The sequence below is a fragment of the Vibrio sp. R12-SG2-ISO1 genome (assembly GCF_059834045.1).
Map to the genome: position 1 here is coordinate 103,438 of NZ_JCBDGO010000008.1, position 15,439 is coordinate 118,876.

Here is a 15,439-nt window from a genome sequence, read left to right on the forward strand (position 1 = left end):
AGTAAACTCTCAAAAAATTCACTTATCTTTTTGAAATATTTCGCTACAATTCGCACACTTAACTTACTCCTCGGTAGCGCACAGATATAGCCCGTGAACATTGACGTCGTACTCTTGTTAGAACAAAACCCTATCTTATTGATTTTCGTCGTATTAGCGATCGGTTTAGCGATTGGTAAAATTCGATTTGGCAACTTCCACCTTGGTAACTCGATTGGCGTTTTGATTACCTCTTTGATCATGGGTCATTTAGGTTTCATGTTTAATGCTGACGCACTGACCATCGGCTTTATGTTGTTTATCTACTGTGTCGGTATTGAGGCAGGCCCCAACTTCTTCGGCATATTCTTTCGCGACGGCAAACACTACTTCATCTTGAGTATGGTGGTGTTGTCAGCCGCGCTCAGTATTACCTATTTTGCTAGCCACTATATGGGCCTCAACTATGGCTTGGCCGCCGGCATGATGGCAGGTGCGTTGACCTCAACACCCGTATTGGTCGGTGCGCAAGATGCGCTCAATTCAGGATTGGCGGAATTGCCCAAAAATATGGATTTCGCCTTGGTGCTAGAAAACCTCTCCGTCGGTTATGCGATGGCCTATTTGATTGGCCTTATCAGCATGATCTTCTTCGCCAAACTCCTGCCGAAACTGCAAAAACAGAACCTATCTGACTCTGCCCAGCAAATCGCACAAGAGCGCGGATTGGGCGGTTCTGGGCAACGAAAAGTTTACCTGCCGATTATTCGCGCCTACCGAGTCGGCCCGGAGCTGATTGATTGGACCGATGGCAAAAACTTGCGTGAGTTGGGTATCTATCGCCAAACGGGTTGTTACATCGAGCGCATTCGTCGCAATGGCATCCTTGCCCACCCTGATGGGGATGCGATTTTGCAAGAGGGCGATGAGATTGCACTGGTTGGCTTTCCCGATAGTCACGCACGTCTTGATCCTAGTTTCCGCCACGGTAAAGAAGTGTTTGATCGTAACTTGCTCGATCTGCGCATCGTTGAAGAGGAGATCGTAGTCAAAAGCGATGCGATTGCGGGGAAACGTCTCTCCGACCTCAATCTTTCTGAGTATGGCTGTTTCCTAAACCGAGTGGTTCGCGCTCAAATTGAGATGCCGATGGATTTGGATATTGTGCTTGCTAAAGGTGACATTATCCAAGTCAGTGGTGAGCGCAGCCGCGTCCAAGGGCTGGCGGAAAAAATCGGCTTTATCTCTATTCATAGCCAAATGGCGGATTTGCTCGCGTTTTGTAGCTTCTTCATTCTTGGCATTATGTTTGGTTTGGTTACCATGACCTTTGGCCAAGTGTCGTTCGGCTTGGGTAATGCCGTTGGCTTGCTGCTTTCGGGGATCACTCTCGGCTTTTTGCGTGCCAACCACCCAACGTTTGGCTACGTTCCGCAAGGCGCACTCAACATGGTCAAAGACTTGGGACTGATGATCTTTATGGTGGGGATTGGCCTCAGTGCCGGTAGTAAAATGTTTGATCACCTCACGCAAGTGGGTCCTCAAGTGCTCGGTTTGGCGTTTTTAGTCAGCGTAGTGCCAGTGGCTCTGGCGTATCTGGTTGGCGCCTATATCTTGAAAATGAACCGTGCGCTGCTGTTTGGCGCCATCATCGGCGCGCGTACCTGTGCGCCAGCGATGGACATCGTGAATGACTACGCCAAATCAACCATCCCTGCATTGGGCTACGCAGGTACCTACGCCATCGCCAATATCTTGATGACGCTGGCCGGTACGGTGCTCATCATTTTGTCTTAGTGCCCAGAGTTCGATTTTGCGTTGAATAGAAAAATGGCTTCCCGATGGAAGCCATTTTTTCTTTCACAAGATAGGTTAACTCAGCGGTCTCAGGTACGCTAAGAAACGTTTTTCTGCCCCTTTGAAAACCCAGAGAATCACGAACGTCAGCGCCATGTAGAACAGGCCAGCCGTGAGGAAGGATTCAAACGGCGCGTAGTAGCGAGAATTCACCAGACGCGCAGCGCCCGTCAAATCTAAGATGGTGACAATACCGGCCACCGCGCTTCCATGCAGCATAAAGATCACTTCGTTACTGTAGGCTGGCAGAGCTCGGCGCAATGCGCTCGGCAGAATGATACGACGGTAAGTCAAAAAGGTGCCCATACCATACGCTTTAGCCGCTTCCACCTCGCCTTTCGGCAGCCCGTTAATTGCACCGCGAATGATTTCAGCGGTGTACGCCGAAGTATTGAGCACAAAGGCAACCAACGCACAAAACCAAGCATTTTCCCATAGAGTATCTTTCACTGGGAAAAACTGATCCATACCGTAATAAATTAGGTAGAGCTGAACCAACAGCGGCGTGCCACGGAAGAAATAAATAAACGCCCAACTTGGCCCTACCAACCAATAATGTTGGCTATTTCGCGCAATACCCAGCGGGATAGCGACACACAAACCAATCACGAGAGCGAGTCCCACCAACCACGTTGTCGTCCACAAACCATCTAGGTAGATAGGCAAGCTATCAATAATCAATGAAAAATCCATGCCCTACCTCGTATGAATACTGAATTTTCGCTCGACGACTTTAAGTAGCCCAGTCGACACACTGGTGAAAAAGAGAAAAATCACCGCGACCGCCATATAAAAAGTGAACGGCATTTTGGTTGAGCCTGCGGCGAGTGAGCTCACGCGCACCATATCTTCCAAGCCGATAATAGAAACCAAGGCTGTGGTTTTAAGTAATACCAGCCAGTTGTTACCAAAGCCCGGTAAAGCGTGGCGTATCATCTGAGGGAGTAAGATCCGGCGAAAGGCGAGCACCGAGCTCATGCCGTATGCTTTTGCCGCTTCCATCTCGCCCTTATCTACCGCCATGATGGCGCCACGAAATGTCTCCGCCATGTAAGCACCGAAGATGAAGCCTATGGTCATCACGCCAGCGATAAACGGGCTCACGTCGATGTAATCAGGTAAGTAAGACGTCCACACGTGGTTTGGATCACTCGCTGCAAACCAACCATTCAAGGTTTCATTGATCGAGTAGAGACTGTTGTTTAATAGAATCTGTCCGCCGAAGAAAATCAGCATCATTAAGACTAAATCGGGAATACCACGGATAACCGTTGTATAGAGAGTGGCGATAGCTCTTGCCCAGCGATAAGGGGCGAGTTTCGCCAAAGCACCCAGCATGCCTAAAATCATGGCAAGAAGCAGTGACAATAAGGCGACCTCAATGGTCACCACGGCCCCTTTCAATATAGAGGCTTCGTATCCTTGTAAATCCAGCATAGGTGAGTTCCTGATCCCTAAACTCAATCTCCTACATCAATAGAATCATTGAGCTGGCTATAGAAAGAGATCGACCGCTGGCTACATCAAGGAACGAGCACCAGCGGTCGAAGGAGAATTACTGACCGTAAACGTCGTAGTTAAAGTACTTAGCCGCAATCTCTTGGTACACACCTTTCTCACGTAGAGACAGGATAGCTGCGTCGAGTTTTTGCGTTAGATCTTTATCTTGTTTACGAACGGCAATGCCCATGCCGTCACCAAACCATTTTGGATCAGTCAAAGAAGGACCAACGAATTCGTAGCCTTCGCCACCCGCTTTGTTCAGAACGCCTTCTTCCAATGCTGAAGCATCACCTAGTACTGCAACGATACGGCCGTTGGCAAGATCAAGGTACGCTTCATCAAATGAACCATAACGCACGATTTCGACTTGGTCACCGTAGTTGTCTGTCAGGTACTTGTCGTGCGTTGTTGCACGCTGAACACCGATTTTAGCGCCGCTTAGGCTATCGAAATCAAGACCTGCGCCTTTCTTAGCGATAAATTTGTTTGGGATTTGTGCGTATTTGCCAGTGAAGTCCACTTTCTTTTTACGCTCTTCTGTAATCGACATCGCAGCGATGATCGCATCGTATTTACGTGCTAGCAGAGATGGGATAATGCCGTCCCAGTCTTGCGGTACGATCTTACACTCAACTTTCATCTCTTCACACAGCGCGTTGGCCATATCAACGTCGAAGCCTTTGAGAGAACCATCAGATTCTGTCCAGCTAAACGGAGGATACGCACCCTCAATACCAAAACGAACGGTTTTCCATTCTTTTGCCTGAGCCACACCAGTTGCTGCTGTCGCAGCCAATGCTGCAACGACTAACCACTTTTTCATTTCCATACTCCTGTGATTTTGTATGTTGTGTTTATTGTTGTGTCCTTATAATAAAGACTGTTTTGATTAAAGAAGCCTTAATAGATAGACGAGATAAACTGCTTTAGACGTTTTGAGTCTGGGTTGGTAAACAGTTTAGCTGGGTCTCCTTGTTCTTCCACCAATCCTTGATGCAAAAACATGACATGATTTGAGACATCGCGAGCAAACGCCATTTCGTGAGTGACAACTAACATGGTGCGCCCTTCTTCTGCCAAATCTCTCATAACCCCGAGAACTTCACCGACAAGCTCAGGATCGAGTGCTGACGTCGGTTCGTCAAATAGCATCACTTCCGGGTCAACGGCCAACGCACGGGCAATCGCCGCACGTTGCTGCTGGCCACCCGACAAGTGACCTGGGTAATAGTCCTTTCGCTCGTAAAGGCCCACTTTCTTTAGCAGCATTTCTGCGTTTTCAATCGCTTGCGCTTTAGGGACGCCTAGGACGTGCACTGGCGCTTCAATCACGTTTTCCAGTACCGTCATATGAGACCACAGATTGAACCCTTGGAAGACCATGGCGAGACGAGATCGAATACGTTGCACTTGCTTTTCGTTGGCGGGAACGGCTTCCCCCTGACGATTGTGCTTCATCTGAATCAGTTCACCATTTACCCATATCTCGCCAGCGGTAGGCGTTTCTAACAGGTTGATACAACGTAGGAAGGTACTCTTTCCTGAACCGGAAGAGCCAATGATGGAAATCACATCCCCTTTGTGTGCCTCAAGCGAAATGCCTTTTAGGACCTCATTTTGTCCAAATGTTTTGTGCAGTTCTTTAATATCCAGCGCGGGTACATCTTTCATGCGCGCAAACTCCCTGTATTCTTTTTCTTGTCCGAATGACGATTCCGAGTCGGCGCTCGCGCAGCTATGGCTCATCTGTGTTGATAAAAACCATTCAGCGACGAAATTGAGAACGACACTTGCCTCTGTGAAAGCAAAAACTGTGCCCCCTAAACGAAAACGTTCACGTCAATCCGGTTGACTGCTCGGGCTATGGCCCACATTCGCTACAAACTAGCACTAGTCCGGACAACATGCAACAAATTATTAACCTGACATTGTGGGATATTAAGTTACAAAATATGACTTTTTATTCAACTTTTAGATTATTCACCTTGTTTATACGCATAAATGAAATATCTCGCCATCGCTATATCCAACCCGACCCTTTAACAATTTTATAAAAAGAAGATCCACTTCAAGTAATTGATAATTTTATCTGAAACATACACGCCGCAAATGGTTGTATATCTAGTAAAAATAGCAATGTGAAATTAATTTTCAGGCGTATGAACAGTAACTTACGTGCATATGCGGCGTTGTGTAGTTTTCTTTCACATTCTTTCTTAAAGTGATCTAAATCAATCACTCTAAAGGGTTAGCACGTTAAACTCGCCTCATCCATAAAAGCCTAATTTGACTGACTTACTGCCTTTTCTTTTGTCTATGCTTAGGCACATAATGTTCGAGCTACAAGGTAAGAGCAGCGCAGCAAGCCAAATTGCAAGATTATGAGCTATCGACAATCATCACTATCGAGTAGCTTTTGGAATTATCAACATTTTGAAATATGAGGAATCTATGTCAGACGCAGTGAACAAACCGCACTCTGATTCGGATATCGAAAACAAGAGCTACCAGGAGCTGCACCGCCCTGCCTCTGAGTTTGCAACCCGTTCAGATTATCTAGACCACGAGCTTCAAATTATGAAGCCTCGTCGTTTTGGTCTTAACCTTCCGGGTCGCGACTTCCGTTTCGAGCTGGAGGACTTAGTCCCTGCACTTGCAGGTACCATCGGCATTATCGCAATGTACTCAGCGGTAATGATGTCATGGGCAGACGGCCTATCCGCCGCATGGGAGCACGTGAATCTCGGTAAAGAGTTCGCCATCGAAGTGGCTCGTGTGGAAATGCTCATCCCAGCCCTGCTGTTCTGTATTATTTCATCCGGTTTCTTAAACCCACGAGCAAACCTTGCGGGTAACCACGGTCCGATGATTCCATTGATCGGCTCAATTGCCCTTGCCGGTGCTCACCCTCTTGCACTTGCGATTCTTTTAGGTGTATTCGGCTTGCTACTCAGCTACTTTAAAGGTGGCTCCAAGCTCGTCAACCTCACTTCAGAAGGCACCGCCGGCGGCTTGCTTATCTTCTTGGGCTTTACCGGTACCATGAGCCAGATCGGTTCCATTCAGTCGTGGGCAACAGGGCTCCAATCTGCTGATGTTGCGGCAGGTAGCATGGGCTATGTGGGTCTGATTGTATTGGGTATCACCATCGGTATTTACGCTTTCCTAGCAAAAATCAACATGCGCTGGTTGGCGATTCCCGTGTGTGCCTTTACCGGGCTTTTGATTGCCCTAGGTCTGGGTGCGGGCTTCGACTTAACCTTCGAAACCGAGATGGGTCTGCCAAACCTTAACCCTGTTTACTGGTGGGGCAGCACTGAGCAAGGTTGGATGCTAGGTCTACCAAATCTTGAACACTTTATCGCGTCTCTACCTTTTGCGATTTTGGCTGTCGCGATGTGGTCGCCTGACTTCCTTGGTCACCGTATCTTCCAAGAGCTGAACTACCCTCGCAAGACAGAAAAAGTCTTAATGGATGTGGACGACACCATGACCATGTGTTCAGTACGCCAAATGGTCGGTACTGCCGTTGGTGGTGGTAACATTACCTCTTCTTGGGGTACCTACATGATCCCAGCAGCGATCGCTAAGCGTCCTATCCCTGCGGGTGCCATCTTGCTTGGTTCACTGTGTATCATCGTTGCGATTCTTGGTTTCCCAATGGACGTCGCGGTGTGGCCACCGGTGATGCGTGTTGCACTATTAGTGGGCGTATTCTTGCCACTTCTTGAAGCAGGCATGCAGATGGTTAAGGACACTAAAGATTCACAAGCAGCCGGTATCTGTATCTTTGCCTCTGTTGTCGCTAACCCTGTGTTGGCATGGGCACTGACTATGTTCCTAGATAACAACGGTCTCATTGGTGATAAAGAGCGCGCGTCTCGTTTGTCGTTCGCAGACAAAATTATTATCCCAGTAGGCGTGTTTGTTATCTGTCTTGTTGCTATGCTAGCAGTAGGTATGTTGGAAGCTCAGTACGGCATCCCAGCCTGGCTATAAAGATTCAACATTTGTGTGGGTGGCTTAAATAGCCACCCCATTTTTATCAACTTTTTTTAGCATTTATTGATTTAGTTTAAGGTTTGTAAGATTTTTTTAAGTTAACCTTGAAACTACAGTAAGAAATAACCATATTAATTTTAGTGACAATAGATATAGTTTTTCCTGTCCTTTGCGTTCCTTTGGTTTAAGACTATACCTATTGTTATTCATTAGAGTGTACTGCCTCAGTAATGAGGATGCTAAATGGTCAACACGTTGACTATAAATTCAGCACAGTACGTGTTTTTACTACTAAAAAGGTAGGTATGTCATGGCAGAGCAATTTGCTAAAGCTTGGGAAGGTTTTGCAGCGGGTGACTGGCAAAACGAAGTAAACGTTCGTGATTTCATTCAGAAAAACTATGCCCCATACGAAGGCGACGAATCTTTCCTAGTTTCTGAAGGTACTGAAGCGACAAACAAGCTTTGGGCTAAAGTAATGGAAGGTATCAAGATCGAAAACTCAACGCACGCTCCTGTTGATTTCGATACTGACGTTATCTCTACCATCACTGCTCACGACGCAGGCTACATCGAAAAAGATCTTGAAACTATCGTTGGTCTTCAAACTGACGCTCCTCTTAAGCGCGCTATCATCCCTAACGGTGGTATCCGCATGGTTGAAGGTTCTTGTAAAGTTTACGGTCGTGAACTCGATCCAGCAATCTCAAAAATCTACACTGAATACCGTAAAACACACAACGCAGGTGTTTTCGATATCTACACGCCTGACATCCTAAAATGTCGTAAATCAGGTGTTCTGACTGGTCTTCCAGACGCATACGGCCGTGGTCGTATCATCGGTGACTACCGCCGCGTTGCGCTATACGGTATCGACTTCCTAATGAAAGACAAGCTAGCTCAATTTGCTTCTCTACAAGAGAAGTTCGAGAATGGCGAAGATCTTCAAATGACAATGCAGCTTCGCGAAGAGATCGCAGAGCAACACCGTGCACTTGGCCAAATGAAAGAAATGGCTGCTAAGTACGGTTACGATATCTCTCGCCCAGCAGAAACTGCACAAGAAGCGGTACAGTGGACTTACTTCGGCTACCTAGCAGCAGTTAAGTCTCAAAACGGCGCAGCGATGTCTCTAGGTCGTACTTCGACGTTCCTAGACATCTTCATCGAGCGTGATATTGCTGCAGGTAAGATCACTGAAGAACAAGCTCAGGAAATGATCGACCACTTCGTAATGAAACTACGTATGGTTCGTTTCCTACGTACTCCTGAGTACGATGACCTATTCTCTGGCGACCCAATCTGGGCAACAGAATCTATGGGTGGTATGGGTCTTGACGGCCGTACGCTAGTAACACGTACGAACTTCCGTTTCCTTAACTCTCTATACACTATGGGTCCTTCTCCAGAGCCAAACATCACGGTTCTTTGGTCTGAGCAGCTACCTGAAGGCTTCAAGAAGTTCTGTGCGAAAGTGTCTATCGATACGTCTTCAATCCAGTACGAAAACGACGACCTAATGCGTCCAGACATGGAATCAGATGACTACGCAATCGCATGTTGTGTATCTCCAATGGTTGTTGGTAAGCAAATGCAGTTCTTCGGCGCTCGTGCAAACCTTGCAAAAACCATGCTTTACGCAATCAACGGTGGTGTTGATGAGAAGCTGAAAATGCAAGTTGGCCCAGTTATGCCTAAGATCACTTCAGAAGTCCTAAGCTTCGACGAAGTGTGGAACAGCCTAGACCACTTCATGGATTGGCTAGCTAAGCAGTACGTAGCTGCACTTAACGCAATCCACTTCATGCACGACAAGTACTCTTACGAGTCTGCACTGATGGCTCTACACGATCGTGACGTGTACCGTACTATGGCTTGTGGTATCGCGGGTCTATCTATCGCGGCTGACTCACTATCTGCAATCAAGTACGCGAAAGTGAAACCAATCCGTGACGAAGATGGCGTAGCGATCGACTTCGAAATCGAAGGCGACTACCCTAAATTCGGTAACAACGATTCACGCGTTGATGACATCGCTTGTGAGCTTGTTGAAGTATTCATGAACAAGATCCGTAAGCTTAAGACTTACCGTGATGCCGTTCCTACTCAGTCTATCCTTACTATCACTTCTAACGTTGTGTACGGTAAGAAGACAGGTAACACACCAGATGGTCGTCGCGCAGGTGCTCCGTTTGCTCCAGGTGCAAACCCAATGCACGGTCGTGATGAGAAAGGTGCGGTTGCATCTCTAACATCTGTAGGTAAACTGCCGTTTGCTCACGCGAAAGATGGTATCTCTTACACCTTCTCTATCGTGCCTAACGCATTAGGTAAAGACGAAGGTTCACAGCGCGCTAACCTTGCAGGCCTAATGGATGGTTACTTCCACCATGAAGCGGGCATCGAGGGTGGTCAGCACTTGAACGTGAACGTTCTTAACCGTGAAACTCTAGAAGATGCGGTTAAGCACCCTGAGAAATACCCTCAGCTAACTATCCGTGTTTCTGGTTACGCAGTACGCTTTAACTCTCTAACTGCAGAGCAACAAGCTGACGTAATCGCACGTACATTTACAGAATCTCTATAAGAGACACTGTTGAATGATTGATGCAGCCCCGCCTAGTGCGGGGCTGCATTTTTTGTGCTTATCGTTCCTCGGTAAGCTTTAGAGTTTGCGCACATTTCGCCACATCAATCCGTGAATTCCTATAGTGACCTTAGCGAATTGCGGTACTATCATCCGCACTATTCGTCAAAACAGAACACTATGGCTCGCTCTTCCTATCTCCCTTTTTCGTTGCTTCTTCTCTCCACCACTGCTCTGGCTTCAGAGCAGTCAACCCTCGCCTTTTCACTCGACAACGACGGGGTATTTGGTGTTGATCAAGACTATACCAATGGCATTTTCCTCACTTACACCTCCGCAGGGATTCGCCCACTTTCGTGGGTTGGGCCGCTAAGTTTGTCTTTTTGGGGCGCCGCCTCTTTGGACAAATGGGAAGTTACCCTGGCTCACAAAATGTATACGCCATCGGATATTGAAGCCGTGGAGCCCCTGCAAAACGATCGCCCTTATGCGGGTTATCTTCACACTGAGTTCAATTACATCAGTCTCCATCCAATGCAAGCTCAGCGCTTTAACCTGACCTTGGGCACCGTGGGTGAAAACTCACTGTCGGAAGAGGCACAAAAATTCGTCCACAGCATCACGGGCTCTGATGATCCTAATGGTTGGGCAAACCAAGTGGATGAAGGGTTTGCTGGGAGTGTCGGTTACCTAACCCACATCAACCTATGGCGCGAGCCGATGTTGGCGAATACCGAGTGGGAAGTGTCGAGCGTTTCAGAAGCCAACGTCGGTAATTTTCGTAGTGATGTGTCAACCGGTGTCATGCTGCGTTGGGGACAAGATCTATCGGGCAGCTTAGGGGCTGCCAATATTGACAATGAGAATCCATTTCGCGCTGGTATGCTGGGTGGGTCAAAGCAGGGCTGGTTTGTTTTTGCCGGCATTGAAGCTCGCTACCGCTTCAATGACATCACCATTGAAGGGGATAGACCAGGCATCCGTAATAATCCCGATGTTAGCGATCCATCGGTATACGATGTCACCTTAGACAAGGTGCAAGCGACCGCCGTTGCTGGCGTTGCCTGGTATAATCAGAGCTTTGGCGCGACCTTAGCGACCACCGTCAAAACCCCCGATTATAAAGAAGCCCCCGATTCCATCTACGGCGCCGGGGGCATCAATCTCTACGCGTTTTTCTAGCGTCAGACGGTAAAGCGTTGGCAGTCTTGGTTTAGGCTGCTGGCGCGCTCTTCTACCACCTGACTGACGGATTTGAGCTGGGCGTTATTTTCTTCTAACTCTTTCATCGCCGAAGAGATTTGCGTCATGCTGTCGGCCATCGATTGACTGGTGGTTGCCAACTCTTTGATGGATGAGAAAATCACCTCTGTTTGATGCGATGCTTCGTCGGCTTTTTCGGTAATAGTACGTAGTGCTGTCATCGCTTCATGACCTCGCTGCTGGCCCGACTGCATCGTCACTTCCGATTTCCCTATGTATTGAATCACCTCTGCGCTCTCTTTTTTCATCGTATCGATGGTTTCCGAGATCTCACCCACCGCGTCCACGGTGCGCACAGCTAAGCTCCGTACTTCATCGGCAACCACCGCAAAGCCGCGACCTTGCTCGCCCGCTCGAGCCGCCTCTATCGCTGCATTAAGCGCCAAGAGGTTAGTTTGCTCCGCGATACCGTTAATGATCACCATTACAGAGTCAACTTTCGAGGAGGCTTCCTCAAGTTGTTTAATATGGCTGGCCGCCGAGGTCAAAATGCCGCCGACTTCCTCTAGGGACCCAATCGCGGCTCGAATGACCTGCGCCCCCTCTTCGGCCGCTTGATTGGACTGACGACTTAAATCCGAGACAAACTCCAATGAATTGGACACTTCGTGGGTCGTCACGCTCACTTCTTCCGTCGCAGAGGCGAGCAGCTGCGTCTGGCCCAATACTTCGCTTTGGTGGTGAGCGAGTAAATCCAAGCCCTGGTTCAACTCAGCAGCGTTACCGGATAACGCATCGCTGTTACTTTGCACTGCCTTCACCAACGAGCCGAGATTTTCACAACTTTCATTGATACTGCTCGCCAGTTGGTTGAATTCATCTTTTGGGTTATTCGTGAGTGCCATTCGACTCGACAAATCCCCTTTAGAAAGCTTGCGCAAAATCTTCTGTGTCGTATTCACCAAGCGAGATTGCGACGAGCTCTGCAAGACAAAGATAAGAATGGTAAATAACGCCAATACCACGCACGCCGCCATAATCGACCACAGGGTTTGGTCAGAGGTTTTTTCCGCGCTGCTTTGATACCTCATACTCACTCCGCCAAGTTGCGAGGTAATGGCGGCAATCAAGTCAGCGAGGCGTTCTTTTGTGGTCAGCAACTGCTGCTCAATTGCACCGGCTTGCTGGGATAGCTCGGCGACACGAATAAAGGTCTCTTTATATTGGTCAATCTCTTTTTCATACAAGTCCAACATCGCATAAACGTTCGACATACTTTCAAAGCTGCCCATCGCGCGATTGAACAGCTTTAAGTTCTCTTCATTGGGTTGCAGCAAATAGTTCTGCTGCGATTTGATCATCGCCTGAAAGTCCGAGTTGAGCGTCACCATACCTGTCTCGGCGATTTTTTGTTCTATGATGGTGGCCAATTGCCCAAGCTCACCCAATTTGCCTTCATCAATAGTGAAGCCCAGCTCTTGTTTGATGGTCAACCAAGGCGTGACGGCCGCTTCAAAATCGGCAATGTCCTGCTCAAGCTGTTGGCTCTCTTGGCGAAAACCGAGGGATTGAAGAAAGCCAATGTTGGCCTCCACATCCTGAACGATGGTCTGAATATCCCCTTTCACGCTGTCGACTTGAGCACCGCTCAAATTGTCTAAGTTGCTACTCAGCGTCAATATTTTTGCTTGAGTTTGATAAATCGAAAGCGAGCCAACCGCAATATCCCCACTGGAGTGGTATTGGCGGCTCATTTCGCTCAACCTGGAAGAAGTAAAGAGTGCCAGTGCAACAAATCCAATCGTCAACACCGCAAGAAAGAGAACCCCTTTCTGTTTTTGTGATAGTGCAAGCCTGTCCATAAAAAGTCCTTTAACATCAGGTGAATGTGTAGAGCACTGACCTGTTGAATTCCACTACTTATTTTGATTTTATTATCATTATTTACTTTTTTATAACATACATTTTAGACGAAAAAAGCACAATTTCGCTATTTATAAAAACTCTCTATTAAATGGCTAATTCACTATATAAACCCTACCATTTGTAATAAAATAACGAACAAATCACTTATAAGAGATGAGCTCATGTCTACAACTGGTCGAATTCATTCTTTCGAATCATGTGGTACTGTTGATGGTCCCGGTATTCGTTTCATTGTGTTTATGCAAGGCTGCCTAATGCGCTGCATGTATTGCCACAACCGAGATACTTGGGATACCCATGATGGGAAAGAAGTGACCGTTGAAGAGATCATCAAAGAAGCGAAAAGTTATCGTCACTTTATGAATGCATCGGGTGGTGGCGTCACCTGTTCAGGTGGTGAAGCCATGCTTCAGCCTGAGTTTGTGCGCGATTTCTTCCGTGCCGCACAAGCCGAAGGCATTCATACCTGCCTGGATACCAATGGTTACATCCGCAAGCACACTGAGGTGGTTGATGAGGTGCTCGAAGCGACCGATTTGGTGATGCTCGATCTAAAACACATGAAAGATGAAATTCACCATGATTTCATCGGTGTCTCCAACAAGCGTACCCTCGACTTTGCTCGTTACCTACACCAAATCGGCCAGAAAACTTGGATTCGTTACGTGATTGTCCCGGGTTATACCGATGATGAAGAAGCCGCACACATGCTCGGTGACTTTATCAAGGATATGGACAACATCGAGAAGGTCGAACTACTGCCATACCACAAACTTGGCGCGCACAAATGGGAAGCGCTCGGTCTTGATTACCCCCTTGAAGGCGTCAACCCGCCATCAAAGGAAACCATGGATAAGATTGTTGGCATCCTTGAGCAATATCACTCAAATGTAAAATATTAGTTTTATTTGTTTCCCAATTCAGAAAAAATACCAACCATAGCGCAGGCATGGTTGGTATTTTTTTGGGGATAATGTGGCACTCAGTGAACTCTATCTTTGGTTTATCGCTCTCGCCAGTTTCGGGCTGATATGGCGAGATGTTCGCACTGTACTGCTGCCCAAACTGCGCAATGAATCAGGCTTCCAACACTTTACCTTTGCGGTGGTCGCCGCGCTGGCCTTGCTGTGGTCTGCGCAAGCAGGCGTTAAAGCAGGTCTCTCCATTCACTTTCTGGGCTTAACCACATTATCGCTACTCTACGGATGGCGAAGTGCTTACGCCATCGGCCTGTTCGCCGCCCTTGCCGTGACTCTGTTTGGCGAATTACCCCTCACGATGCTCCCTAGCTATTTGCTCTTCTCGGTATTGTGTCCAATCGTGATAAGCCACGGGGTGTTTTTAGTCAGTTATCGCTTTTTGCCACGTAATATCTTTGTCTTTATTTTCGTTGCTGGCTTTCTAAACGGCGCCGTCACAGGCAGCGCTCACCTACTCATCAACGCCGTACATCATTGGTGGCTTGGCCCTCACGATTGGCCTACCATCGTCGAACACTATTTGGTCTTCCTACCTCTCCTCGCTTTTCCAGAAGGGCTATTAAACGGTATGGCCGCGGCAATGTTCGCGGTATTCAAACCTGAGTGGCTACGTGTGTTCTCCGATAGAGACTACATTTATAACCACTACCACAAAAAGTAATCGGTAAAAAAGCCCCGTTTTTGTTTAAATCTGATCATTTTTCATCACAAACCTGTGTTGAGATCATGTTTCATCCTGTAATGAACGGATAACCTAAGCACATTAAAAATGTATTAGATTCTTTAAGTGAGGCCAGCATGGAAATGACAAACGCTCAACGTTTGATTCTTTCAAACCAATACTACTTGATGTCACAAATGGACCCAGAAAACGCCGCGAAATACCAGCGTTTGCAGGTGATCGTTGAACGTGGCTACGAGCTACAAATGAACGAGCTGAACAAGAACTTTGGCTGTTTGAGCGAAGCACACTGTCGTGAGATTATCGACATCATGGAAATGTACCATGCCATGCAGGAATCCTACCGCATGCTAGAGACGCAAGAGCAAAAAGATGTCGACCAACGCCGTCTTACATTCCTAGGCTTTGACATCGCTTCAGAAGCGCAGCTCGTCAACTATGTGCGTTTCCTAACGGACTCTGAAGGTCTCTACCCACAGTTTGATAAAGGTGATCACTACTTTAATGCGCAGATGCCGATGCTAGAGAAATATCGCCGCATGTTGACCACTTGGCGCAACTGTCCTCGTCAGTACCATCTCTGCGCTAACGAGCTAAAACAGATCTTCCGCGCGTAAGACAAACGCGATACTGCTCTCGCGCAGCTTGCGACTAGAGCATAGCGAGACATAGAGACATAGAGAAACAGAAAAGGGGCGTGTACGCCCCTTTTTAGTTGGT

12 protein-coding genes are annotated in these 15,439 nt (G+C 47.6%); 7 read left to right on the forward strand and 5 right to left on the reverse strand.

Annotated features, from left to right (window positions below; all coding sequences use genetic code 11):
- Positions 1-93 precede the first annotated feature (93 nt).
- Entirely contained in the window at positions 94-1,776 is a 1,683-nt protein-coding gene (locus AC6R10_RS05915) for an aspartate:alanine antiporter (RefSeq protein WP_334552479.1), read from the forward strand.
- 75 nt (positions 1,777-1,851) lie between these two features.
- Here AC6R10_RS05915 and AC6R10_RS05920 read toward each other — a convergent pair whose 3' ends face one another.
- The 4 genes from AC6R10_RS05920 to AC6R10_RS05935 form a co-directional block, all read right to left on the reverse strand.
- Entirely contained in the window at positions 1,852-2,529 is a 678-nt protein-coding gene (locus AC6R10_RS05920; protein WP_334552480.1) for an ABC transporter permease, read from the reverse strand.
- A 3-nt stretch (positions 2,530-2,532) separates the two neighbouring features.
- Positions 2,533-3,273 (reverse strand): ABC transporter permease, encoded by a 741-nt coding sequence (locus AC6R10_RS05925; protein WP_500671756.1) that lies wholly within the window; start codon positions 3,271-3,273, stop codon positions 2,533-2,535.
- Positions 3,274-3,391: 118 nt separating this feature from the next.
- Positions 3,392-4,162, reverse strand: a complete 771-nt coding sequence (locus AC6R10_RS05930) for an ABC transporter substrate-binding protein (RefSeq protein ID WP_334552482.1) — start codon at positions 4,160-4,162, stop codon at positions 3,392-3,394.
- Positions 4,163-4,239: 77 nt separating this feature from the next.
- On the reverse strand, positions 4,240-5,010 hold the full coding sequence (locus tag AC6R10_RS05935) for an ABC transporter ATP-binding protein (protein ID WP_500626141.1): 771 nt from the start codon (positions 5,008-5,010) through the stop codon (positions 4,240-4,242).
- Between the two features lie 780 nt (positions 5,011-5,790).
- Between AC6R10_RS05935 and AC6R10_RS05940 the strand changes: the two genes are divergently transcribed.
- From AC6R10_RS05940 to AC6R10_RS05950, 3 genes are all read left to right on the forward strand, one after another.
- Positions 5,791-7,338: a DUF3360 family protein gene (locus AC6R10_RS05940; RefSeq protein WP_334552484.1), complete on the forward strand. Its 1,548-nt coding sequence runs from the start codon at positions 5,791-5,793 to the stop codon at positions 7,336-7,338.
- A 313-nt stretch (positions 7,339-7,651) separates the two neighbouring features.
- Positions 7,652-9,928 carry a formate C-acetyltransferase gene (gene pflB / locus AC6R10_RS05945; RefSeq protein WP_500671757.1) on the forward strand — a complete coding sequence of 759 codons (2,277 nt, stop codon included), beginning with the start codon at positions 7,652-7,654 and terminating at the stop codon, positions 9,926-9,928.
- 180 nt (positions 9,929-10,108) lie between these two features.
- Entirely contained in the window at positions 10,109-11,110 is a 1,002-nt protein-coding gene (locus AC6R10_RS05950) for a lipid A deacylase LpxR family protein (protein ID WP_500671758.1), read from the forward strand.
- Between the two features lie 2 nt (positions 11,111-11,112).
- On the opposite strand, the gene AC6R10_RS05955 is transcribed toward AC6R10_RS05950, so the two are convergent.
- Positions 11,113-12,993 (reverse strand): methyl-accepting chemotaxis protein, encoded by a 1,881-nt coding sequence (locus AC6R10_RS05955; RefSeq protein ID WP_500671759.1) that lies wholly within the window; start codon positions 12,991-12,993, stop codon positions 11,113-11,115.
- 225 nt (positions 12,994-13,218) lie between these two features.
- Between AC6R10_RS05955 and pflA the strand changes: the two genes are divergently transcribed.
- From pflA to AC6R10_RS05970, 3 genes are all read left to right on the forward strand, one after another.
- A complete protein-coding gene (gene pflA / locus AC6R10_RS05960) occupies positions 13,219-13,959 on the forward strand; it encodes a pyruvate formate lyase 1-activating protein (protein WP_487901153.1) in 741 nt (246 codons plus the stop codon).
- Between the two features lie 73 nt (positions 13,960-14,032).
- Positions 14,033-14,698, forward strand: a complete 666-nt coding sequence (locus AC6R10_RS05965; RefSeq protein WP_500671760.1) for a hypothetical protein — start codon at positions 14,033-14,035, stop codon at positions 14,696-14,698.
- A 137-nt stretch (positions 14,699-14,835) separates the two neighbouring features.
- Positions 14,836-15,336 (forward strand): YfbU family protein, encoded by a 501-nt coding sequence (locus AC6R10_RS05970; RefSeq protein ID WP_334552490.1) that lies wholly within the window; start codon positions 14,836-14,838, stop codon positions 15,334-15,336.
- The last annotated feature ends 103 nt before the right edge of the window (positions 15,337-15,439 follow it).